Origin of the sequence: Corynebacterium sp. EPI-003-04-2554_SCH2473622, assembly GCF_001665955.1 — a bacterium.
In the GTDB taxonomy this organism is placed as follows: domain Bacteria; phylum Actinomycetota; class Actinomycetes; order Mycobacteriales; family Mycobacteriaceae; genus Corynebacterium; species Corynebacterium pseudodiphtheriticum.
Window position 1 is genome coordinate 1 of record NZ_LZMN01000062.1, and the last position, 22,953, is coordinate 22,953.

Below are 22,953 nucleotides of genomic sequence, written 5' to 3' on the forward strand. Positions count from 1 at the left end.
CAAGCGCTGGCTAGGTAGGATAATTGCTATGTTGCTGTCTGATCGAGACATCCGTGCCGCCATTGATTCTGAACGGCTGGGCATTAGCCCCTGCGATCCAGAGCTGATTCAGCCTTCGTCCGTCGATGTGCGGCTGGACAAGTTCTTCCGGGTGTTTAATAACTCGCGCTATACCCACATTGATCCGAAATTGGAGATGGAAGACCTGACTACGCTGCGCGAAGTTGGCGACGACGAAGGTTTTGTGCTGCACCCCGGTGAATTTGTGTTGGGTGCCACTTTGGAGGAATTCCGCTTGCCCGCAGATCTGGCTGGCCGTTTGGAAGGTAAATCTTCGCTGGGGCGGCTGGGCTTGCTGACACATTCGACGGCTGGTTTTATTGATCCCGGTTTTTGCGGGCACATCACTCTGGAGCTGTCGAACGTGGCGAATTTGCCGATCACGCTGTGGCCAGGCATGAAGGTGGGGCAGCTGGCGTTGTTCGCGATGACCTCGCCTGCGGAATCACCGTATGGCGCGGGAGCGTTGGGCTCAAAGTACCAGGGGCAGCGCGGGCCGACGCCGTCGAAGTCCTATTTGAACTTCCGTTAAATGGCCTGGGCTGTAGGCCGGTTCTAACTGGGGTTGTTGCGTGCATCTTACTGTTTTTGGCCTGGGTTATTTGGGGCTCACACATGCTGCGTGTATGGCAGAGGCGGGGCACGAGGTGCTCGGCGTTGATATTGCGCCCGCGCGCGTGGCGCAGTTGCAGGCTGCGCGTGTGCCGTTTTATGAGCCGGGGTTAGCAGAGTTGGTTGCCCGTGGCGTGGAATCGGGGAGACTGCGGTTTAGTTGCGATTACCGGCAGGCTGCGGAGTTTGCGCAGTTGCATTTTATTGCCGTGGGCACGCCGGAACGCGCGGATAGTCCGGCGGCTGATACCAGTGCGGTGGAGGCAGTCGTCGACCAGCTGGCGCCGCTGTTGCGTGGTAAACACGTGCTGGTGGGCAAGTCTACGGTGCCGGTGGGTACGGCCGCGCGGCTGCAGGAACGCGCAGCTAATATCAGCCGAGCCACTGTTGATATTTTGTGGAATCCTGAGTTTTTGCGCGAAGGGCACGCCGTGGCCGATACGCTGCGCCCGGACCGGATAGTGGTGGGAACGGGGGCAGAAAGCACTCCGAATGGGGTGAGCTCAGCGCCAGCGTTGCAGAAATTGCGTGAGGTGTACCGGGCACCGTTGGAGCGGGGAACGCCGTTTTTGGTGATGCCGTGGGCGAGTGCTGAACTGGTGAAATCTGCAGCGAATGCCTTTTTAGCCACCAAGATTAGTTTTATTAATGCCATCGCGGAGGTCTGCGAAGCCGTTGGCGGCGATGTTGCTGCGGTAGCTGAGGCCTTGGGCTACGACGAGCGCATAGGGCACCAGTATTTGGGTGCTGGCCTGGGCTTTGGTGGTGGCTGTTTGCCGAAGGATGTGCGCGCTTTTCGGGCGCGTGCCGACGAGTGCGGCGCCGGTGATGCGCTGGCGTTTTTGGGGCAGGTGGAGTTGATCAATGCCCGCCGGCGGCAGCGCGTGGTGCAGCTGGCCAGTGAGTTGGTGGCGCAATCTCCGAAGGTGGCGCAGCCTCCGAAGGTGGCAGAGCCTGCGGGGTCGGCACGGCCGGGATTGTCGGGCGCGGTAATCACGGTGCTGGGGGCGGCGTTTAAGCCGAATTCTGATGATGTGCGCGATTCCCCGGCCTTGCATGTTGCTGCTGAGTTGGCGCTGCGTGGTGCGCGGGTGCGGGTGTGTGACCCGCAGGCAGTGGAGAATGCGCGTCGGGTGTATCCGGGCCTAGAATATCCGGCTTCGCTTGCCGACGGTGTGGCTGGGGCTGATCTGGTGATTCTGGCGACCGAGTGGCGGGAGTACCGGGAACTGGACCCGGTGTGGGCGGCGGAGTTGGTGGCCGAGCCGGTGTTGATTGATGCACGCAATGCGTTGGACCTCGCGCGCTGGCGGGGTGCCGGTTGGCAGGTTCATGCACTTGGCCGTGGCGACTGAAGTAGTTCCGCACTGCAGGAATTAGGAACGGCGGGACTCGCGCACCTTTGAAGAATTACCCCTGAAATGGGGTGGTTTCTGACATGATTTTCGGTGGCGCTCGGCGTTGGAAAAAGGCTAAAAATGGCGCCGAGTGAGCTATCAAACCATGCAGAGTTACTAATTTAGGTCCCCCTATTTAGGGGCTGACTAGCGGGTTTTGGGTTTCCTTTGTTAGGTATTCCTGCAGGTAGCAGGGTTGTGTGCCCTAAGGTGGATTAGTGGAACCTATTGATTTATCTAAGATTCATAGGGTTAGCATTTCGCGGCATTGTTGGTAGTCTGGGAATCACAACAAAGCACACGGAACCGGATAGACGGTTTCGGAATTGATTTTCTTAGAAAGGTGTGATCGTTCCATGAACGAGAAGCTATTCAACTTGATCAACAAGCAGGTTACTAACGAGCACGGCGCTGCTTTGATTTACACCCAGCTGGCATACGAGCTCGACGAGCTGTCCCTGCCTGGTATGCGTGATTGGATGTTCAAGCAGGCTGATGAGGAGCGTGAGCACGCACAGAAGTTCGCTGATCACCTGCTGGATCGCGACGAGAAGCCACAGATCGGCGAGATCAGCGTTGATGATCTGAAGATCGAGAAGCCAATCGATGCTTTCAAGGCTGCCCTGGAGCATGAGAAGAAGGTTTCCGGCCAGATTCGCGACATCGTTCGCTTGGCTGACGAGATCGACGACGTTGACTCCCGCACCCTGCTGAACTGGTTCTTGGATGAGCAGATCGAGGAAGAAGCATCTGTTTCCGAGATCGTCGACCAGCTTGAGCTGGTAGGCGACAACGGATCCGGCATTCTGCGCATCGACGCTCAGCTGGCAGAACGCTAAAGTTTACAAGAGCCAGTAAAGAATGGCTCTGAGAGCCCTGCTTGAAGACCTCAGGATTTTCCTGGGGTCTTTTTGCTGCTTGGGACCCGTAGTGGAATTTAAGGGCGGGGATCCGCAATGAAAAAATTTCACTTACGGTAGCCTATGCAATCATGAATGTGCTGCCGGGCGAGGAAGCAGAACTGCGTCGACAACTGGAGCAGGCCGTTGCAGCAGATTCTGCTGGTTTTACCGATTCTGTACGTGCGGCAGGTTCGGTACAACTCGATGCCGCCTGGAATCATGTGGCAGCCGGCGGCTTTCCCCGTCGCAGTCACGATGATTCGTCTTATGCATTTGCGGTGCGCCATAGCGAGTTGCAGGCTGCCACCAGCCGACGGCTTCCTACCGTGAATCAGCTCCTGAAGACCGGCCTTCACCTGCACATTAATCGGCTTACAGATAAATTAAAGTACGACCTGGGGGCTATGACGCATGTCCCAGGTACAGATATCTGGACTCATTCGGTGGCAGTATCATCCGAGTACCAGGGCAGTTATGGTTTTCAACTCACCGAGGGCCATCGCACCCCCACCATGTGTGACCCGCACGCGATCCGTACCTTGTGGTGTGAGGATGGCTTTGGGCTTTCGGAGATTTCGCAGCCGCTGCCCGTCGGCAAGCAGGAGATGCGTGCGATCCCTGGCCAACTGGGAGACGTGCGGTTTCTGTTGTATTTACCAGCTACTAATATCCCTACCGGTGTTGCCGATGCTGGCGACGCTGCTGCCGGTGCCGACTCTGCTGACACTGGCGGGGGCGGCGATGAGCTGGTCCAAAAAGTTGGTCTACTCACGCTTTTTGACGGGGAAAACTGGCAGAAAGCCAACCTGGCCGCCCATATTGCCGCGGTGAATGAAAACTCGGAACGCCGGATGGCGGTGCTGTCGATTGTGAATGATTCCAATGCGCAACGCGTGCGTCGCCTCGGGCTGGAAGAAGAGTTTTTGGGATTCGTGTGCACACAGCTGACTGCATACGTCGCGACGCTGGCTGCCGAGCATTGCGTGGAATTGAGCCCAGAACACCGCATCTTGGCTGGGCAATCGCTGGGTGGCTTGGCGGCATTGCGTATCGCGCAACTGTATCCCGATGCCTATGACACGGTATTGGTCCAATCGCCGTCGTTATGGTGGCGGCCCGAGCGTAAGGCAGTCCCGACGGATAATAATCTGCAGAATTACAGCTGGATTACTGAGGAGTTTTTATCGCAGCAGGTTATGCCACGAATTCATATTGATGTAGGTGTGCGCGAAGATGTCGGTGTCGCCAAAGCGTTCTTGTTAGCGCGCAAGCTGGAAAGCTGCAGTTGGCCGCATAGTCTCACGGTGTACGAGGGTGGTCATGATTTTGTGTCCTGGCGTGCGCAGCTTCTTAAGCATGTTTTGGGTCGGGTGTATATTCACGAAAGTTGAATGTAAATAAGGCTATCCATTCTTTAACCCTAATCATTTAGGTAATTTCAAGGATGGGCTAACTAAACACCTAGGAAGATTTTAATTTGAAGGGCAGATAAATGACAACCCGACGCCGAATTGTGCACAGGCATGCGTATTTTGCCGTTTCTATCGTAACCGCATTCAGCCTGTTGTTGGTCAGCTGCAGCCAAGCTGACGAATCCGCCAATGGATCGGATGCCGCAAGCACGAGTGCGCACGCCACGAGTTCGGAAACTGCTGGAGAAACTGCTGGCAGTGAAGATGATGCCACCTCGTGGCCGCGGACTGTGGATTCACTTGTTGTGAACAACGGTGAGGTCACTGGTGATACTGAAGAAGTTGAAATTACCGAGCAGCCGAAGAATATTGTGTCGACTTCGGTGACTTTGACCGGTTCCTTGCTGGCTATGGATGCACCCATCAAGGCCACTGGCGGTGCAGCGGCCGGCGGTTTGGCCGACGAGCAGGGATTTTTCCTGCAATGGGCCGATGAAGCCACAGAACAAGGCGTCGAAAGCCTGTACAACCTTGAGGTAGATGTGGAGGCAATTGCAGCGCAGGATCCAGACATGATCGTTGTGAGTGCCAGTGGCCAGGATTCGGCGGTGGCTGAATATGACAAGCTCAGCGCCATTGGTGTGCCCGTCGTGGTGGTTGATTATTCTGACCAGGGGTGGGACGAGATTATGAGCCTGCTTGCAGAGGCCACCGGGCATGAAAAGGATGCTGCCGAGGCGATGCAAAAGTATGAGGATCGCCTGGAAGAGGTCACCAAGGCCATCGAGCTGCCAAAGCAGCCGACGAACTTTGTCATGCCGCTGCCTGGTGATCGCGGGTTGAACTTCTGGAGCGCGGAGTCAGCGCAGGGTCAGCTGCTGGAAGATATTGGTTTTGAGGTTGCGGTGCCGGACGACGAGATCGTTGATACCGCTGGTCCGCGTGGTGCGCGTAAAGACGTCAAGACCGTGGTCCCGGAAAACGCCCCGAAGGCCATCACCGGTGAAACCGTGTTGACGATGAGCACCACCGGTGGCGACCCAGTAGAGGAGTTGAAGAACAACCCACTGTTGGCCAACAATCCTGCTATCGCGAACGACGCTATCTACTTGCTGAGCCCAGAGCTGTTCCGCCTGGACTTCTACAGTGCGATGATGATGCTGGACGAGCTGGAGAAGCACTTCGCGAAGTAGCGTCAAGTAGCGCCTAAGGCGCGCTAGAGTGCATGGGTGCTAGCAAACGCCCAGGCCGTGTTTTATGTGTTTTTCGAGTAACAGCGTATACCACGTGGGAGACTGGCGTCGGATGGCAAAGTGCATTGATTCGAGTCCAGGTCTAGGGTTCCTCGTTCACCATCTTGATATGGAGACCCCTCCGGAAGGACGACGTAGGATGCTGTAGTCGGAATCATCTTGACATGGCCAGCGGAGAATGCTGGAAATTGTTGCGGGGTGTCAAAAAATAAAATTTTGAACTTGTCATTACCCCGTGGTTCGTGTTGGTTTAAATCCTTAGGACCTCGCAGTTGGATGGTTTCATACCCCGTCATCACCCGCACAGTGCCGGTAAGTTGATTTGTCGCATCCGTGCTTTGCGACGGCGCAGGCTGGGACCCGCCACCAGCACCAGTGCTTCCTCCGCTTCCTTCACTACGAGCTTCATCCGAGATCGTGACGCTGGCATTGTTTCCACCAGCACACACCACGGTGCCGTCGACTGCCCCACCATCGCAGCTCATGGAATAGTTCTGGCCCGTGACCGTGGAATACGCTTCTATCACGACATCAGTTTTTCCGGTTTCGACCCACTGGTTAATAAATGCTTCGTGCACGGCTTTGGCGAATGGATCAGAAGTATAAGCTCCGGCAACGAAGTGGGGGAAGTTTTCCGTGCTGCGCAGAGTCTCCATCGGGTTGTCGTGCCCGTCGGCTAGTGCGTCGATGAGCGCACGCTCCGAGACTTCCGACCAGATAATTGCTTGCGCGGCATCGCTGTACTCGGCAGGGATCGCCGCAGAGTTGAAATTCCATTCTTGGCCGTCCTTGTGCATGGTGCTGTCGGCGAGCACGTAGCGTTCTATTTTGCGATCCGGCGAGATCGACTGCCACGATTTTTGCAGCAAGCCGTTGTGGTCGGCGGTGGCGAGCAGGCGGGTACGAGAACCACCCACGCTGGCAGCACCATCAGCAAATTCGTGTTTGAGCAGCGTGGTATCAGTGAGGTCGTCGTTGGGGTAGTGGACCTGGATGCTGCGAATTTCGCTGGGATTGTGCTCGCGGAACAAAAGTGCAGGATGGCCGGAGTCGTCGATGTGAACGAGGGCGTAATCGCCTGCGTCTTGGCCGTCAAGGAATTTGCCGTAGGTTTCTGCGAGCTTTTTCGCTTGCTCACCAGTGTCTTCTTTTGTGCTTTCGTTTTGGCTGGATTGTTGCTCGCTGCTCTGCGCATTCGTGGATGCGTCGTTGCTTTTCGATGCATCGTCGGCAGAACTGCACGCAGTTAGGGCTAGGCCAGCGGCGCAGAGAGCGGTAACTAATGTGCGCGACGGCTGGAAAATCATGCCGAGGGTGGGACGGTTCATGTGTTTCACCTTGGTTATCCTGCAGGAACTATATTGTCTGGAATCATCTGACTGGGGACGAGATGGTTTGTAATCTATCGCATAGTGCACAGAGATTTCAGGGAATTTCAAGGCTAATGTATTACGCGTGGGCTGAACATCGTCGAGAATTCATCCATTGCGCAAGCCATTGTGGTGTGAGTCGATAAACTCAGTCCGGATTCTCGCAGCCCAGCAACCCCGGTGTGAATTGCGCGTAACTGGGGTCGGAATTGCTTCATGTTGTCTGTATTAAAACTCCACATGTTCAAGGCACGCTGCAACCAGGTGAGATCGTTGTGCCAGAGCTGTTGTTCTTGCGTGTTTGTGAGTTGCTCGTGCTCTTCTTCACCTGGTGCCTTCTTCTTTTTGGATTGTTGTGACTGCTCCCATGGGTCGTCGACCGGAGTGTTTATGCCGTCGTCATTGCTAACGTTACTGCTAACACCACTGGTGCTCTCAGTTTCATCGCCATGCACAGTACTGTGTTGCGTTTGCTGCTGTGCTTGTTCAGCGCTCTGCTTTTCTTGCCGACGTTTTTCCTTTTGTGCTTCCTCCCGGTGGGCGTTGCGTGCACAGGCCATCTTTTGGCGCAGCGTTTGTACCCAACGTCGGTTTGGCTTAGCTAGTGGGCCTTCTGCTTCGGTGGATTGCCAGGTGCCGTCGGCGAATAACCACACGATGGTTGCGGTGGCTGGTTCGAAGATGGGGCGGGCGCGTTTGTCGGTTTTGATGTTGTGGTGGTGTTGGCACAGTGAAATGAGGTTGGCTGGGGTGGTTGGCCCGTCGTCGTGGTATTCGATGACGTGGTCCATTTGGCATATGGTTGCGGGTTTTGTGCAGCCTGGGTAGCGGCAGTGTCCATCGCGTCCGGTTACGGCAGCGCGCATGGTTGGTGTGGTGGCATAGCCTGTGACTTCGTGGTTCGCGGTGGCATCCATGTCGTGGTGCTTGCCCGCCTGATCGGCGATGTTGTCGGCTGCGGTGCCAAACAGTGTGGTTACACCGGCGCCGGTATCTGTGGAGATGAACAGTGGGGCGTCGGCAATGTCGGTGGCGCGGTAGCAATTTAGGGTCACGGATGTGTGTGCTTTACCTAGTAGTAAGTCCACGACGGCGTCGCGAAGCGAAATGCCCGCTTCTTTCGCATGCTCATGCACGTGGGCATCGATCTTCACGGCGGTAGCGGCGTCGGTGTCGAAATGAAACTCGTGGGTATCGTCGCCATTGCGGCTGCCCAGTGGAATAGCGTGGACTTCATAATTTTTCCGCGTCGGATTCTTTTTCTGCTTCTGACGAACAGAGGAATCATGGGCTTCGATTTCGCGATTAATGCGGTTGGTGATGCTCCGTTTCGACGGCATCTGCTGCGCAGGTTTGGTTGGCGTGAGGTATTCGACCAGCAAATTATCGATGACAGCGAACAAGTGTGCGTTGACATCGCCGGCTTTAACCATTGCGCGGTCGATCGCGATCCACCGATCTATGTCGATATGCCACATCGTCGTCGCTAAATCACGCAGTTTAGGCAGATCAGTCATGCGATAAAACGCGCCGATGATGTCGCCAACCTTGTGGCTGCTCAGGCCGCTGGTTTCTATGAGCCCTTTGAGTAAAAGATCGTAATCGTAATGCTCAAAATCAATGAGGGAATCCCAGGCATAAAACTCTTGCCGACGCAGATGCAGCATGGTTTGGGCGTCTTTGTCGTGAGGGTTGCAGTGCGTGAAATAAGAGGTTGCCTCGGCGTTCACGGATTCCCTCCCCCGAATATGCTTGCTAACTGGAATGTCTCTAGTCTAACGCACGAAACGTAAAAACACAACAGTGTTCGAATAAAAATGAGCCCTAAAAAATTGGATCGGCAATCTGGGGAACCTCCCGACAAGGCGGTGTAGAAGTATGATAGTCCCAGGTAAATGGGTTATATAGCATGATTTTAGCCTTGCCGCAATCAAATATTGCACAGTATAGTGTGCAAGTTCTGTCTATCGATTCAATTTTCGCATTGCACAATCGCCGGGTCGGTGAGTGGGGGTTCTCATGTTCACCCAAAGTATAAGGAACGTAAAAATTGTAAAGATTGTAAAAGTTATAAAAGTTGTAAAAGTTGTAAAAGTTGTAAGGAATAGTAAGGAGTTATAAAACCGGGAAGTGGGCGTGCCCGGTAAAGCACACCCACATCATTAACCACGATCCATTAACCCCGCGCGCGATTAATCGCGGCCATGATTTCTAACTTGCGTGGCAACGCTAAACGACCTGGGTGCTTTCCGGACGCGCCGCCTGGGTGCTTGCCCTTGCTGCCAGGTGCGCCGCCACCCGAAAAACGAGAAACCGCATCGATTCCGCCACGTTTAACCTGCTCCAACACCTCGTCGACAAGCGCAGCAGACTCACCGTGCTGCGTGCTCAAACTATCTAAAATCGCCGCAATCGCGCGGGTCTGCGAACCGTCTACCAGCTGCGATATCGCCGACAAATCAATAAAACCCTTACCGACGCGAATGCCCGCACCCTTGGCCTGCGGCGGCTTCTTCGCACGGAAACGCTTCGCCGGTAGTGGCCGGTGTGCAGGCTTCGGAAACGGCTCCTGCTTGTCGACGGCGCGCGCCAAACCAGCCGCACGCTCCGTGATGTCATACGGATGGTAGGAATCCATGTGGATTACGGTGTCTGCGACATCAATAAACGCCGCGGAACCACCCGCGACCAGCACCGTCGACACGCCAACCTCAGCCAGCCCACGCACGCGATCAACCAGGGGAGTGATCGGTTCCTTCTCCGTCGGAATCAACTCGCGCATGCGCTCATCACGGATCATGAAATTCGTCGCGGACGTGTCCTCGTCGATCAGCAACGCAGACGCACCGGCCTCTAACGCCTCCATCAGCCCCGCGGCCTGGGAAGTAGAACCGGAGGCGTTATCAGTCGAAAAGCTCGTGGTATCCGTCTGTGCTGGCAAGTTAGAAATGAACTGCGAAATATCCACTCCCGTGATCGCGCGGCCATCCTCGGCGCGCAGGGAAGCAGCGGAATCGACGGTGATCGCAAACTCGCGGCCATCACCAGCAACGTGGTTGTATACCCCGCGTTCCAGCGCTTTCAGCAACGTGGACTTGCCGTGATAACCGCCACCAACAATCACCGTGACGCCAGCAGGAACCCCCATGCCAGTGACTTCGCGTCCTGACGGCAACTGGAACGTGGTGCGCAGCGAATCCGGTGCGCGAAACGGCACTGCCTTTTCTGCCGGGGTGTCGCGGTGGCCAGCAGAACGCGGCAGGCTGGAGCCATCGCCGATAAACGCGATCAGGCCTCGGCCCGGTAGCTGTTCGCGCAGGTAGTTCTGGTCGCGCTCGAGCAGTACCGCTTCGCGCAGGTCGTCGGCAGGAAAATCCAGCGCCTGGTCCAACGCAGCCGGAAGCACGTCGCACAGCAAAGCCCGTGCCTTGCGCCCCAGGATCTTGCGGCCGCGGGCCGGCAGCTGCACCTCGATGCGCAGGGTAGCGGTGTTAGCACGGATGCCGGAGCCCGCCCCGGCGTCGTCGGTAAGCACGACGCTGGCCCGGTCCAAAACCTGCTGGCCCGGCTGGTCAATGTGCAAGTCGCGGTCGCCGGAAAAGGCCTGGGCAATGCGGCGCGTCAGGAAATCGCGTGCGGCCACCCCCGCCAACTCTGCAGGAACCGGATTAGGTACGTCGACCTGCATCAGCGACGGCGGCGCAAACGGATCGGACTGCACCTTATCCACGCGCAGCCGGTATTCACCCAGCTCATAGCTGCCGTGCAATTTCTTGTAGGCGCCGTAACCAGCGCCATCGATGGAAGTTAATAAACGTGCAAGGCTCATGCGCCCCAGCCTACGTATTGGGCGGGGTGTCGTGGAAAGGCACCGAAAAACTTTCGGTATACATAAGATATGACTGCCACTACCGCGGACTCCGAAACTGACTCTGCCAGCTGCTCAGACACATCCAGCAAATCCATGATTGCCAGCTGGTTCCTCTGGAGCTGGGGCAACGCCTCGGTGTCGGCGGTGATGGTCACCTTCGTCTTCGGTACTTATCTGGCCTCCGACGTCTTCGGCCCCGACGAACGCGGCACCCAGTGGCTGACCACCGCCAACGCCATCGCCGGTATCATTATTGCGGTGACCGCCCCGGTGATTGGGCAGCGCGCGGATAAAACCGGCAGGCGCAAGCTGTGGCTCATCGTGCATACCCTGCTGGTGGTGGGGCTGATGGCGGCGTGCTTCTTCGTGCAGCCAGAACCAGGATTTCTGCTGCTCGGGGTGAGCTTGTTGGCTTCCCTGACGCTTTTCGACGAATTCGCCAACCTGAACTACAACGCCATGATCGTCGACATCGCCCGCGAGGGGAATATGGGGCGGATCTCTGGCATCGGCTGGGGCTTTGGTTATCTGGGCGGTATTGGGCTGTTGATGTTGGTGTACCTGAGCCTGATCGCGGGCGAGCCGCCGCACATTTTTGGAATTGGGGAAGACGAAGCGCTGAATATTCGCGCCGTCGCCGTGGTTTCTGCCGCCTGGTTTTTAATTTTCGCGCTGCCGCTGCTCCTTCACAAAGAAAAAACCGCAGATAAAAACACCATCGAGCACGTCAGTATTGCGCAATCTTACCGACGCCTGCTCGCCGTCATCGTTCGACTGTGGCGCGACGACCGCAACACCTTCTGGTTCCTGGTGTCCTCGGCGATCTACCGCGATGGCCTTTCTGCAGTTTTCGCCTATGGCGCGATCCTGGGCACCACGCTGTACGGCATTTCGCCTGCGAACGTCATCATTTTCGGCATCGCGGGAAACGTGATCTCTGCGCTCGGGGCGTTTTTGGGTGGCTGGTTGGACGACCGGCTGGGGCCTAAATTCGTGATCAGTGCGAGTCTTTGGGCGCTTTTGGCGACGGCCGTGGTGCTGCTCATTTTTAGTGAAGAGCGTGGACCGATCACTCCGACGCTCGCATTCTGGATTTTTGGTCTTGGACTTTGTTTGTTCGTTGGGCCTGCCCAGGCGTCGTCGCGTGGATTTATTGGGCGAATTGCCCCACCAGAAAAAGCCGGGGAATTATTCGGCCTGTACGCCACGGCTGGGCGCAGCGTGTCGTTTCTCGCGCCGGTGTTGATCAGTATCTTTTTGGCGGTATTGCACAGTAATATCGCGATTATTTTCGCGATTGCGACGATCCTGGCCGTCGGCCTGGCGCTGCTGTATAAGGTGGATAACCCGCGTGAACACGCACGGGTTGTATAAGAGGTACGCGGGAGATGGATTTTCACTGTTAACCATCCCTAATTGCGAGACTACTTGTGAATAATGGGGGTAGTCAGGGGTGTTGTTTTTGGTTTTATTGATTGTTTTTGTTGAAAGGTATTGCTATCTGAATAGAAAGCTTTACTATGATCTTAATCATTAGAATAGAAGAAAGTAGTTTGAGCCATGTTAAACGTTTTTCGACGCAGAATAGTTTCGGCTGTGGCTGTCTGGGTATTGTGTTTCGGTGGTGTGGTTTCTCCCGCTGCTGTGGGGCACGTGCCTCGCGTGCTTGTGTGATTGATCGTTATAGTGGTGAGGATTTTGGTGGGGTGTCTATTCCACGGCATTATGAGTACTGGGGATGCCATAAACCATGGAAGTATATGCAATGGGACAATTGGGCGCGACATGATTATTGTATGGATACAGCAGATCTAAAAGGCACGTCTTATAGAGGGTGTTACGTAGATTTATTTTCGAATATGAATAAAATTTGTAACGCAAATTATGGTGGGGCACCAATCCGGAAATACGATTGTCAGACCGCTAGAGATCTATATTTTATTGCTGTAGATACTAAAAATTGATATATTTACCGGGAAAGGAACGTCAATTAATGACTCTCAATGCCTATGTTCATGTAGGTTGGGATGGGTATCGATTAATACTAGATCATGTTGAGAACTTTAATTTACAGTTTTTCTTGATTTGGTCGGGTATATTTCTTTTGCTACCTATGTCCGTAGGAGTCGCTGTAGGATATGCACTCTTTCAAGAGTTGCCTTCAGATGAATTGAAAAACTATTCATATTGGGAAGGCTTTGCAAAAGTCTTAAAATCTGGCGTGCCAGGTTATTGTGTGGGACTTATTTTACCTTTTGCTTGGTTAAGTTGGTCTGGGTATGTAGAAAATAATATGCCCCGTATCGGCCCCCCGGGTGAATATTCGTATTGGCAAGCATTCGGGCTAGTTGGGACTGCAATAATTATCTCGGTAATACTTAATCTTAAGAACCGTCTTTTGCTCGTACCTGGGATAACTGTGCCATTGGGAATTACGATGGGAATGGCTACAGTGTTCGTTGTTATTGAATCTACTGTGCCCGACAATATTAGCGGTTTAGCAACGGCTTACACTTCTGTTGTTGGCACTCTAATTTTAATAGTGGTCAATCTCCCTCTTTCGATATGGAAGTTTCGCAAAAACAAGCCAAGAATAGAGGGTAACGCCCAGTGAAACTACTATGCTATTGGCGGGCAACGCCAATTTACGCACGTGAGTCATATTTCGCGGTGGTTAATCTTGCTCAGCGTGATAACCGTTAGCAAAATATGAGGACAAAATGGACTTTCACGTAGAACGATTTATCAATATCGCGGGATTTGCGGTTGTTTTGCCTACTGCAGCTGCTTTGTTGGCGTTATATCTTGCTTTCCGTTTCTCTGTGGAGAACCGAAACGCCATAGACCAACTGAAATGGCCGTTCTCCGTATTTTTATTGAGCCGTTGGTTCGCTGGTTTTATTGTGGGGCCTGTGCTTGCTGCAGCCTGGTTAAGCTGGTCGGCTAGCCCAGGTTTAGAAGGAGCGGGATCTTTTCCGGGAACCTATCCGTACTGGCAGATTGCGCTGTGCATTCTTAGCGTAGGGGGAGTTTCCATCATGATTAATATGTGGTGCGCGATCCCCCTATTGGGTGGCTTTCTCGCACCGCTGGCGATGTCATCGGGAATTGCTTTCGGCGAAGCGTATTTGGAATCATTCGGAGTGGCAAGCCAACAAGGTATCGGCACCGTGATGGCTCTTGTTGGCTCATTTATCGGTTTGCTGGTCCTCAATTTCCCGGTAGCGATCTGGCGGGACAAGCGAAAGAACCATGCTACTGCCGATAACTAGCCAAGAAATTACCCAAGCGCTCAATCGCATTCTCGAGCTGTGACGCCCACGGCAGCGTGACCACGCGGAAGTGGTCCGGGTGCGGCCAGTTAAAACCTGTGCCCTGCACCATCAGAATCTTTTCTTGTTTCAAAATATCCAGCATCAGCTTCGCGTCGTCATGAATTTCGTGCACATTCGGGTCCAACTTCGGGAAGCAATACAATGCACCCTTTGGCTTGACGACGGATACGCCCGGGATTTCACTGAGCTTTTCGTAAGCGATATCCCGTTGCTTCAACAACCGCCCGCCCTCGCCGGTCAACTGGTAAATCGATTGCTGCCCACCGAGTGCCACCTGGATCGCGTGTTGCGCTGGCACATTCGGGCACAAGCGGGTACCAGCCAGCATCTCCAAGCCTTCGATCAAACCAGCAGCATTCCGCTTCGGGCCAGTAATTACCATCCAGCCGGCACGGTAACCGGCCACACGGTAAGCCTTCGACAAACCGTTGAAAGTAATGCACACCAGATCCGGTGCCAAGGACGCGGTGGAAATGTGTGTGGCGTCGTCGTAAAGAATCCGGTCATAGATCTCGTCGGAAAGCAACAACAGCTGGTGCTCGCGGGCAATATCTACTAACTGCTGCAACACCTCACGCGAATAGACCGCACCGGTGGGGTTATTCGGGTTGATGATCACCAGCGCCTTGGTTTTCGGGGTGATCTTGGACTTCAGATCTTCAATATCCGGGTTCCAGCCGTCGTCCTCATTGCCCAAATAATGCACCGGAACACCGCCGGCCAGGGAGGTGGCCGCAGACCACAAAGGATAATCTGGGGCCGGGATTAGTACCTCGTCGCCGTCGTTCAGCAGCGCCTGGGTGGTCATGGTGATCAGCTCAGAAACCCCGTTGCCCAAAAAGACATCGTCAATATCGAACGTTGGGAAATCCTCCAACTCGTAGCGAGTGACGATCGCCCGGCGCGCCGGAACAATGCCCTTTGAGGTGGAATAACCCTGCGCGGTGGGCAGCGCGGAAATCATATCCCGCATGATCACATCCGGGGCATCAAAACCGAACGTTGCCGGGTTACCCGTGTTCAGTTTCAGGATGCGGTGGCCGTCGGCCTCCATGCGCTCGGCTAAATCCGCGACCGGGCCGCGGATCGCGTAGGCCATATTCTTGATCTTGTCGGATTGATCAAAAATGCGCGCAGGGTGACGTGGATGACTCATTCCTCTATCTTGCCAAAAACGCTAACGGTTTTTCCATTTGTTCAACTGTTCCCGCGCCATGTTCATCGCATCCCCGCTCAACTCCGCAGCCTGCGCCCGACGCTCCGCCCACTGCTGGCGCGTCAACTCCTTTTGCTCTGCGCGACGCCCAGCTTCTGCAGCGCGGATTTCTTTGCGACGCTGCCGCTCCAACTGCGCCGGTGACGGGCGGTGCCAGGAATCCGGGCCGATCTGCATGACATACAGTGCGATCCAAATTGCCGGAACCACGAATGCGCTCAGCATCGCTAAGCCTCCGAACAACATCGCGGTGCCGGTGCTTCCCGCCTCGAAGGCCAACGCGACGAAGCCCGGAAACGCGATCATGCCCGCCAGGGACGTCAGAATCGACGTGCCCAGCCGCGGCTTCTTCGCGGCCTCCCGTGCGCGCTGCACCTGGGATTCGGAATAGTACTTTTCCACGGCGCCGCCGGTGGCTTGCTGCGTAAACGGGATATCCACGAATACCTGATCCAGGTCACGCTGGTATTGCGCCTGGGCGACGGCCGCGCACCGGTCATCGAATTCGTCGATCTGCAAACGGCCTTCCGCCAGCGCGTGTCCCAGGGCGTTCATCGCCTGGTCGCGGTCTGCATCGGACAGGCGCATCGACGCATCACTCTGATTGAAGGGGGTGCTCATACCGTCATCTTAGCCGGATGCCCTAACCCTATGCTCTAGCCGGCTGCTCGCGCGATTTTTGCTTCAGTAACCTCCGCGTACGTCGCCACATCCTGCAACAACGAGGGATCGTGGCAGGTCATGATCACCGCCGCTCCACCGGACAAACACTCGTGCAACAGCGCATGCAGCCGCCTGCGATCAGCCGGGGTGAGTCCCACATCCGGTTCATCGAGCAACACCACCTGCCGACGCTGCGCGATCACCGCGGCCACCTGCAGCAAGCGCAGTTGTGACGGGCTGAGATCCAACGGGTGGGTATCGCCGGTGAGCTCTGGGGAAGGGTGCGTGGTGGTGTCCGGGCGGGGGCTGATGATTTTCCAGAGTGTGTCGTCGTTCAGCATGGCGCTTGCCGACGCATCCAGCACCTGCGCTGCCGGATCCTGCAAAGCCAGCGAGACCGTTGCTTTGATATTGGGCGCGGCGTGGGCATCTGGGTTGGTGTCTGGGCTGGTGTGGGGGTTGGTATCTGTGCTGATGCCAGCAAGTTGGCGCAGCAAGGTGGTTTTTCCGGCGCCATTATCCCCGCGTAACCAGCACACCGTACCGGCACGAGCCTGGAGATCCACCGGCGCACTGGAAAACTCGCGTGCGGGATTAGTGGTTTTCGCAAACTGCCACCAGCGCCGCTTTGGTGTGCGACGACGGGCGCGGATTCCGGACCACTCCGCGACGATGGCGCCGGGTGCAATCCGAGCCAGGCTCAGGCCGCCGTGATCTGCGGCGTGCCGATAATCCAAGCACAACACCATCCCAGCGCCGCTTACTGCGAACTCGCGTAATGCAGCCATAACCGCTCGGGCCGAATCCGGATCCAGCCCGGCGGTGGGCTCGCAGGTGATGATGATATCCGGGCGGGCAGCTAAAAAGCTGGCCACCAGCATCCGCCGGGTCTGCCCACCCGAGAGCTGCGCGGGGTGGGTGTGCGCGAACTCTTCGAGCCCGAGCTGGTGCAAAATTTCTCGACAGCGTGGTTCCATGTCTGCAGCTGCAATCCCCTGCTGCTCCATGGGCTGCGCGATTTCTTCGATGACCGTGTCGCGCTGGTGTGAGACCACCGAGCCGATCTCATAACCCAGCACCACAACACGGGGAGCCGGTGCAGGTTCGCCGCGCAGAAATTCGTAATAAGCGTGGGCGATCTGCCAGGCATCATTGCTTGCGGTGTCATTGGTTTTGGCACCGTGCTTTTCGGCGCCGCGGTCGTCGGCACTGTGGTCGTCGGCAAGCATGACGTGGCTAAATTTTTCGGTGCAGACCTGCCGGTGTAGCGCGTTTATATCCATGCGAGCACCACCAACCCGATGGCTGCGGCGGGGAAGATGAGTCGCAATACGATCTCCCAGCGGTGTGCGCGGACCGGGTAAAGCACAGTCCGCCGGCCAGGTGCGTCGTACCCCATGCCCTGAAGAGCGATTCCACGGTCGGCACCCCGGGTTAAAAGACGGGTGATCACGGGAATGATCATGCGGGGAATCACGGTGGTGAGGGTGACTTTGCGCCCAGCCAGGCGGTTGGCGGTGGCGACTTCGCTGATTAAAGCGCTGGCTTGCGGGAGCAGCTGTAAGGAGGCGCCTAAAACATAGACGACGGAATGGTGCAGGCCGAGGTGCTGGAGAGCTTTGAGCAGATCCGGGATGTGTACATTCGCCATGGCCGCCAGCAGGGCAGTCATGAGCGCGCAGAAGCGCAGCGCGAGTTCACCTGCGGTAACCAGCCCGTCGGAAGTGAGCAACGGTGCGATCTGGTGTTCGCCGTGCGGGGCGTGCACCAGCAGCATCGACAACCCCGCGGGAATGGATAACGCGATGGACGTCGCCGGGACTGCTAAGCTGCGTGAACCAGCAATGCCCGCGAGCCAACCCAAGGCAATGATCGCGGCATGCAGCAGCGGCCAGGAAATAGACAATGCAGCCACCCACGCGGACACGCCAATAATGATGACCGTGAGCGGGTGCAAAAAATGCACTGGCTTGCCGACGGGCACCTGAGCCGTACTAGCTGTGCTCTGCTTCATCGCGGTGTTGCGGCGGAAGCAGCTGGCGCAGGGTGCGCTTCGGCAATGCCTTCCAGGCGGCCCAAACGATGAGCAGCACCAAAATCTTATCCAGCGGGTCCGAGATGAACGACTGTAACGTCACCGACGCCAACAGCGACTGGCCCATCTCGCGGAACAAGGACACCACCGCGCCGGTACCCACACCCGCGGTACCGCCGTAGACGAAGGCCGCGACGGGCGCGGCGATCGCACCAGCGATAATTCCGACGATCGCCCCAGAGACAATCAGGCGCCACAGCTGGCGGAATGCCCCGAATTTGTGGATGGCCACACCGGACATCCAGCCGACTGCAGCCGAACCCGCTGCGAATGGCAGGGCAGCAGGGGTAAGCAAAGCCCAGATGAGGTTGCTGAGAGCGCCCGTCGCCAAGCCCGCATATGGCCCGGCGAGAGCCGCGATGAGCACCGTGCCGACGGCATCGAGGTACAGCGGAATACCAGAGGCGCCGATGATCTGGCCGACGAGAATATTAAGCACCAACGCCACCGGAATGATCGCGAGTGTGCGCGCCGGGATATACGGCACGGTGGAAATCAGCAGCAAAACAGTGCCGAGCAAGTATCCGCCCATGGTGAACAACGCGGCGGTGGAGCCGACAGATTCCCATTCCGTCGGGCGCGCAAAGACTAGGATCAACCAGGTTGCGGCAATGGCGGAGATACCCAACCAGCGCAGGATCAGTGCGTTACGAGTGGGACTGACAGGGGACTGGGGAGAGGACCCGGCAGAGGAGCGGGAAGAGGGGGAAGATGAGGACGAAGATTTCGCAGGTGACATGAATACTCGTTTCTAGCGGATCAACTTTTAGCGGATCAACAATGCACAGGCTGCGGTGGGCCGATGCTTTTTACACACGCAAATCCGCCTGGTATCCCTATGTCACCTCGGGAGGGCGGACAACAAATCGTGCCGAAGGACGACTTGATCGTGCAACAGTGTAGCGGTTCCTAGCGAGAACTAGTCCAGCGGCACGCCATTATTATCAGTGCCGTAGCCACCGCTGCGGGTCAGAATGAGAATAAACTCCACGAACACCCAGAGATGCAGAGCCAAGAGCACCGGGATGCCGATCAAAATAATTGCTGTTGCATAGCCCATCACGAGCATCACCAACTGGATAATACCCTTTTGCTTATTACCCAGGTAGAAATTGTGTACGCCGAGCGTGCCTAAGAAAAAGGCCAAAAGCGCGGACAACAACATAGATTTTTGCTTGTACCCAGGGTACGGCAGCTGCGGATCACCATACTGGATATTCTGCTGCATACCTTGGCCTTGGTAGCCATAGTTGTTGTGCTGTGCAGGGCTGTACTGTCCAGCATCATGCGCGGAATAGTCCCCAGCATAGCTCCCAGCATTGTTAGTAGTATCGAAAGAATAACCGGAATTGTTCGAGTATTTCGAATAATCCTGCTTCGGCAGCCCGTCGTTATCGTAGGCGCTGTATTTGTTGTATCCGTGCTCGTTGTGGCCGTGATCCTGCGAGTTCATGCAACCAAGTGTAGAGCACGTTGTGGACTGCGGCAGCAGTGAACTTGGTGAGCTTATTTATGCTGGTCGGCAGGGTTCGGCCGGCGTGGTTCCGGGCGTCAGGGGTTGCGCCCCCCTATAGCGAATTCCCCGTGCCGCTAGCGCAGGTAACCAGCAGTCAATCGTGCTGCACGGTTGAGCTCGGCGAAAGCAGCCGAAATATCAGCCGCGCGGATCACCCGAGCGTTGGGCTCCTGGCCCCAATGGTTTTTAAAATCTGCGACGCTGGTGCCCCGGAACAGCTCGGATTCCGCCTCGACGGCCACACGCGTTTTCGTGTTGATGGTATCGACTGCACCCACAGCGATCATGACCGTGAGCAAATCATGAATCTGTGCCTGGTAGCCTTCGCCGACGCCATCGTGAAATTCAAAATAAAACCGTGTGATTTCTTCAAGCAGTCCAGACCACGTGGTGTCGGGCATCTGATTTTGTAGCTCCCGCAGCCGTGCCGGGGTGAGCAGCATCTGCTCGGTAACGCCCAAGGAACACAGGGTGACCGGGACGGGGGCAACCTCGAATAACTTTTGTGCCGCGTGGGGGTCGACCCAGAAATTCCACTCGGCAGTTGGGGTCGTATTGCCCGGATAATTGAGAGAACCACCCATCACCGTGATGGCAGAAAACCTCGCGAACAGCTCTGGGTGCTCCTGCGCAAATATTGCGGCATTGGTGGCAGGGCCGGTAACGACCAGGTGGACGTCGTCATGCGTACGTAGCGCATGCTCCCAGACTTCCTGCCACTGTGAGCCCAAGCGCACCCCGTGGCCAGGAGTATCACTGTCCGCGGTCCCCGGCCAGGTGCTGGTGGCATAACCCAAACCGGTCAGGCCGTGGGTTTCCGGGGTGGTCTCTAGCTCGACCTTCAGCGGGGTGGGATGGCCCATAGCAACAGGGACTAGGGAGATTGCGGCCGCATGCATTGACGTTGCACCTGCTGGCGCACCCCGAGGCGCAGTGGGGGAGCAGTGGCCAAGCACCCAAGCGGCATTACGGGCAGTGTTTTCCACCGTCGTGTTTCCGGCGGTGGTGGTCACCCCGACCAGATTGATTTCGCGTGCATGGTGCAGTGCAGACAGATAAAACAGCGCGTAGGCATCATCGATACCAGGATCGCAGTCGAGGAGAATCGTCGGCAGGCCAGAACGAGATGCACGAGTTATCGATGTACGAGTTGTCGATGCATGAGTTGTCATAGTGCCGAGCTTAACTGCTTAGTGGCTAGTTGTTGGTTGCTTGGCGGGTCTTGCGCGCACGAGCAACCATATCCGTGAGCGATTGTTTTACCTTGACGAAAGCAGATAACGACGACTTCGCATCCTCGTCGTCCTCACTCGAGGCAATTTCAATGTCGTCGATGGTCAGGTCACCGGCGCGCAGCCCCACCATCTCCGAGTGGTAACGCATAATCACCGCGACGGTAGCGGCAATTGGCACTGCCAAGAACGCACCAATAATGCCAGCTAGAGCAGAACCCAAAGTGATAGACAGCAACACGATTGCGGCGTGCAGCCCCATCGAACGCGACTGCAGTACGGGCTGCAAAATATTGCTTTCCAGCTGCTGCACCAAAATAATCAAGCCCAAAACCAGCAGAGCATTGGTCAAACCATTGGACACCAGTGCGATTATGACGGCTAAGGTACCGGCAGTAATAGCGCCGATGATGGGGATGAAGCCAGCGAAGAATGTAATTGTCGCTAATACAAATGCCAGTGGCACATTCAGGATCCACAAGCCCAAACCGATGAAGATGGCATCGACGAACGAAACCACCGCCTGGGTACGGAGGAAACCTGCGAGGGTATTCCAGACGCGGGTCAGTAACTCCGTGGCATGCCAGCCGATATCGTGGCCGGTGTATTGGCGCAGCCACGGCAGGAACTTCGAACCGTCTTTGAGGAAAAAGAACGTCAGTACAAACATGATCACGATGGTGATTACCAGCGTGCCGGCCACCGAGACGCCCGAGACCAGGCCCGAAGCGATAGTGCCAGACTGATTGCGCAAGAATTTCACAATGCTATCGGAAAATTCCGAAACCTTGCTGACGTCTACCTCAAATGGCAGCCGGTCCGTCATGGACAGCAGTTCGCGCGCGCCATTTTCCGCCTCATTGACCAGCGCAGAGCCCTGGGAACGGATGGTCGGGCCCATCGCGGCAAAAATTCCGACGACTGCACCGATAGAACCCAATAACGTGGTTAAAGCGGCTATTGCAGGCGGAAACTTCGCCGCCTTCAGCAGCTTCGCCACTGGTGCCAGCAAGGACGTCACCAAAACTGCCAGAATCGCGGGAAGGATCGCTCGCCAGGCGAAGTACACGATGACCAGAGCCAGCGCCAGGGCAGCGATAGAGATAATCATCCGCCATGCCCATGCCGCCATAGTTTTCCCATCACGTGCCCAAATGACAGAGCGGTCTACATCCTCGACTATCACAGGGGTTTTCCGGTCTGGCGTAATATTGCTCAGCCCGGGCTCCGGTGCCGCGCCATCATTCGCGGTGATTTGGTTGGCCGGGCTGGCAGGGCGTGATGCCATTTCGGCTGGTTGGCCTTCGCTGCTGGCACTGGCAGAAGCGTCATCGTGGTTAGTCACAACGTTGACTATAACTTACTAGGGCAAACAAAAACGCCCCGGAGGTGAAGTGCTCCCCATTAGTTGGACTGAGAAATCAGTTTCCGACTAGTGAGGAGCACTTTTTATGAGAGCACGAAGTTCTTTGAGCGAATCTCAACGCGAGCAGCTCGTTGACTTGTTTGAACAAGGGCTGAGCTATAGGGCGGCGGCTCACCGGTTAGGAGTTGGCCTGTATCCGGTAAAAAGATTTGAGCGTCGTTTCAAGCTGCATGGCAGACTATGTCTTGTGGAGAAACCAACTAAGCAGCATTTTTCCTTCGAAATAAAGAAGGAAGTTGTCGATCGGTTCATTAACGGCGAGTCCAAGATGGAACTGGCTAGGCAGTTTGGTTTGTCATCGGACCAACTTGTCTCTTATTGGGTGAGGGCTTGGCATGCCGGTGGTGATCAAGCGTTGCAGCCGAAACCGAAGGGACGACCGAAAGGCAGCGCCAGCTCGAAACCGTTGACCGAGGAAGATCGGCTACGCCGCGAGGTGGAGAAACTACGGGCAGAAAATGCGTACTTAAAAAAATTGCGGGACTTGAGGAACCAGCGACGAGGCTGAAAGTAGAAGCTATCGTCACCCTCAAGTCAGCCCACCGCCTGGAAGACTTGCTGGTTGCGGCATGTCTTGCCCGGTCAACATTTTT

19 protein-coding genes and 1 pseudogene are annotated in these 22,953 nt (G+C 56.0%); 9 read left to right on the forward strand and 11 right to left on the reverse strand.

Annotated elements, in window-relative coordinates; all coding sequences use genetic code 11:
* Positions 1–28: 28 nt before the first annotated feature.
* From dcd to fepB, 5 genes are all read left to right on the forward strand, one after another.
* Complete coding sequence (gene dcd, locus A5774_RS07220; protein WP_021352870.1) at positions 29–592, forward strand: dCTP deaminase; 564 nt, start codon at positions 29–31, stop codon at positions 590–592.
* Positions 593–632: 40 nt separating this feature from the next.
* Positions 633–2,027 (forward strand): UDP-glucose/GDP-mannose dehydrogenase family protein, encoded by a 1,395-nt coding sequence (locus A5774_RS07225; protein WP_082936149.1) that lies wholly within the window; start codon positions 633–635, stop codon positions 2,025–2,027.
* Positions 2,028–2,425: 398 nt separating this feature from the next.
* On the forward strand, positions 2,426–2,908 hold the full coding sequence (locus tag A5774_RS07230; RefSeq protein WP_023018474.1) for a ferritin: 483 nt from the start codon (positions 2,426–2,428) through the stop codon (positions 2,906–2,908).
* A 152-nt stretch (positions 2,909–3,060) separates the two neighbouring features.
* A complete protein-coding gene (locus tag A5774_RS07235) occupies positions 3,061–4,362 on the forward strand; it encodes an alpha/beta hydrolase-fold protein (protein WP_023018473.1) in 1,302 nt (433 codons plus the stop codon).
* A gap of 101 nt (positions 4,363–4,463) precedes the next feature.
* Entirely contained in the window at positions 4,464–5,576 is a 1,113-nt protein-coding gene (gene fepB / locus A5774_RS07240; protein ID WP_064834089.1) for a Fe2+-enterobactin ABC transporter substrate-binding protein, read from the forward strand.
* Between the two features lie 62 nt (positions 5,577–5,638).
* On the opposite strand, the gene A5774_RS07245 is transcribed toward fepB, so the two are convergent.
* From A5774_RS07245 to A5774_RS07255, 3 genes are all read right to left on the reverse strand, one after another.
* Positions 5,639–6,964 carry a hypothetical protein gene (locus tag A5774_RS07245; RefSeq protein ID WP_064834091.1) on the reverse strand — a complete coding sequence of 442 codons (1,326 nt, stop codon included), beginning with the start codon at positions 6,962–6,964 and terminating at the stop codon, positions 5,639–5,641.
* Between the two features lie 113 nt (positions 6,965–7,077).
* Positions 7,078–8,736: an HNH endonuclease signature motif containing protein gene (locus tag A5774_RS07250; RefSeq protein WP_064834093.1), complete on the reverse strand. Its 1,659-nt coding sequence runs from the start codon at positions 8,734–8,736 to the stop codon at positions 7,078–7,080.
* Between the two features lie 446 nt (positions 8,737–9,182).
* Entirely contained in the window at positions 9,183–10,835 is a 1,653-nt protein-coding gene (locus A5774_RS07255) for an ABC-ATPase domain-containing protein (protein WP_064834095.1), read from the reverse strand.
* 69 nt (positions 10,836–10,904) lie between these two features.
* On the opposite strand from A5774_RS07255, the gene A5774_RS07260 reads away from it, so the two are divergent.
* The 3 genes from A5774_RS07260 (at position 10,905) to A5774_RS07270 (ending at position 14,149) form a co-directional block, all read left to right on the forward strand.
* A complete protein-coding gene (locus A5774_RS07260; RefSeq protein ID WP_027018247.1) occupies positions 10,905–12,251 on the forward strand; it encodes an MFS transporter in 1,347 nt (448 codons plus the stop codon).
* A 619-nt stretch (positions 12,252–12,870) separates the two neighbouring features.
* The gene (locus A5774_RS07265; protein ID WP_064834097.1) at positions 12,871–13,491 is read left to right on the forward strand and encodes a hypothetical protein; all 621 of its coding nucleotides are present in this window, start codon (positions 12,871–12,873) and stop codon (positions 13,489–13,491) included.
* Positions 13,492–13,597: 106 nt separating this feature from the next.
* Complete coding sequence (locus A5774_RS07270) at positions 13,598–14,149, forward strand: hypothetical protein (RefSeq protein ID WP_064834099.1); 552 nt, start codon at positions 13,598–13,600, stop codon at positions 14,147–14,149.
* On the opposite strand, the gene A5774_RS07275 is transcribed toward A5774_RS07270, so the two are convergent.
* From A5774_RS07275 to A5774_RS07310, 8 genes are all read right to left on the reverse strand, one after another.
* A complete protein-coding gene (locus A5774_RS07275; RefSeq protein ID WP_064834101.1) occupies positions 14,133–15,368 on the reverse strand; it encodes a pyridoxal phosphate-dependent aminotransferase in 1,236 nt (411 codons plus the stop codon). The two genes, A5774_RS07270 and A5774_RS07275, sit on opposite strands and share 17 nt — an antisense overlap.
* Before the next feature lie 21 nt (positions 15,369–15,389).
* On the reverse strand, positions 15,390–16,049 hold the full coding sequence (locus A5774_RS07280) for a DUF1707 domain-containing protein (RefSeq protein WP_027018243.1): 660 nt from the start codon (positions 16,047–16,049) through the stop codon (positions 15,390–15,392).
* A 35-nt stretch (positions 16,050–16,084) separates the two neighbouring features.
* Positions 16,085–17,374 (reverse strand): ATP-binding cassette domain-containing protein, encoded by a 1,290-nt coding sequence (locus A5774_RS07285; protein ID WP_064834103.1) that lies wholly within the window; start codon positions 17,372–17,374, stop codon positions 16,085–16,087.
* A complete protein-coding gene (locus A5774_RS07290) occupies positions 17,365–18,105 on the reverse strand; it encodes an energy-coupling factor transporter transmembrane protein EcfT (RefSeq protein ID WP_082936150.1) in 741 nt (246 codons plus the stop codon). Before A5774_RS07290 ends, A5774_RS07285 begins: the two co-directional genes overlap by 10 nt.
* Positions 18,086–18,808: a glycosyl transferase family 9 gene (locus A5774_RS07295; protein WP_082936151.1), complete on the reverse strand. Its 723-nt coding sequence runs from the start codon at positions 18,806–18,808 to the stop codon at positions 18,086–18,088. The genes A5774_RS07290 and A5774_RS07295 overlap by 20 nt, the downstream gene beginning before the upstream one ends.
* Before the next feature lie 297 nt (positions 18,809–19,105).
* On the reverse strand, positions 19,106–19,639 hold the full coding sequence (locus A5774_RS11730; protein WP_021353211.1) for an NINE protein: 534 nt from the start codon (positions 19,637–19,639) through the stop codon (positions 19,106–19,108).
* A 137-nt stretch (positions 19,640–19,776) separates the two neighbouring features.
* Positions 19,777–20,874, reverse strand: a complete 1,098-nt coding sequence (locus A5774_RS07305) for a nucleoside hydrolase (RefSeq protein WP_064834104.1) — start codon at positions 20,872–20,874, stop codon at positions 19,777–19,779.
* A gap of 25 nt (positions 20,875–20,899) precedes the next feature.
* Positions 20,900–22,279 carry an AI-2E family transporter gene (locus tag A5774_RS07310; protein WP_064834105.1) on the reverse strand — a complete coding sequence of 460 codons (1,380 nt, stop codon included), beginning with the start codon at positions 22,277–22,279 and terminating at the stop codon, positions 20,900–20,902.
* 106 nt (positions 22,280–22,385) lie between these two features.
* On the opposite strand from A5774_RS07310, the pseudogene A5774_RS07315 reads away from it, so the two are divergent.
* Positions 22,386–22,953: pseudogene (locus tag A5774_RS07315) on the forward strand (helix-turn-helix domain-containing protein); the annotation flags it as partial.

Bases quoted from the DNA above. Each gene is read 5' to 3' on its own strand.
- dcd (WP_021352870.1), top strand. From the start codon at position 29: ATGTTGCTGTCTGATCGAGACATCCGTGCCGCCATTGATTCTGAACGG.
- A5774_RS07230 (WP_023018474.1), top strand. From the start codon at position 2,426: ATGAACGAGAAGCTATTCAACTTGATCAACAAGCAGGTTACTAACGAG.
- A5774_RS07235 (WP_023018473.1), top strand. From the start codon at position 3,061: ATGAATGTGCTGCCGGGCGAGGAAGCAGAACTGCGTCGACAACTGGAG.
- fepB (WP_064834089.1), top strand. From the start codon at position 4,464: ATGACAACCCGACGCCGAATTGTGCACAGGCATGCGTATTTTGCCGTT.
- A5774_RS07245 (WP_064834091.1), bottom strand. From the start codon at position 6,964: ATGAACCGTCCCACCCTCGGCATGATTTTCCAGCCGTCGCGCACATTA.
- A5774_RS07255 (WP_064834095.1), bottom strand. From the start codon at position 10,835: ATGAGCCTTGCACGTTTATTAACTTCCATCGATGGCGCTGGTTACGGC.
- A5774_RS07260 (WP_027018247.1), top strand. From the start codon at position 10,905: ATGACTGCCACTACCGCGGACTCCGAAACTGACTCTGCCAGCTGCTCA.
- A5774_RS07265 (WP_064834097.1), top strand. From the start codon at position 12,871: ATGACTCTCAATGCCTATGTTCATGTAGGTTGGGATGGGTATCGATTA.
- A5774_RS07270 (WP_064834099.1), top strand. From the start codon at position 13,598: ATGGACTTTCACGTAGAACGATTTATCAATATCGCGGGATTTGCGGTT.
- A5774_RS07275 (WP_064834101.1), bottom strand. From the start codon at position 15,368: ATGAGTCATCCACGTCACCCTGCGCGCATTTTTGATCAATCCGACAAG.
- A5774_RS07280 (WP_027018243.1), bottom strand. From the start codon at position 16,049: ATGAGCACCCCCTTCAATCAGAGTGATGCGTCGATGCGCCTGTCCGAT.
- A5774_RS07285 (WP_064834103.1), bottom strand. From the start codon at position 17,374: ATGGATATAAACGCGCTACACCGGCAGGTCTGCACCGAAAAATTTAGC.
- A5774_RS07290 (WP_082936150.1), bottom strand. From the start codon at position 18,105: ATGAAGCAGAGCACAGCTAGTACGGCTCAGGTGCCCGTCGGCAAGCCA.
- A5774_RS11730 (WP_021353211.1), bottom strand. From the start codon at position 19,639: ATGAACTCGCAGGATCACGGCCACAACGAGCACGGATACAACAAATAC.
- A5774_RS07305 (WP_064834104.1), bottom strand. From the start codon at position 20,874: ATGACAACTCATGCATCGACAACTCGTACATCGATAACTCGTGCATCT.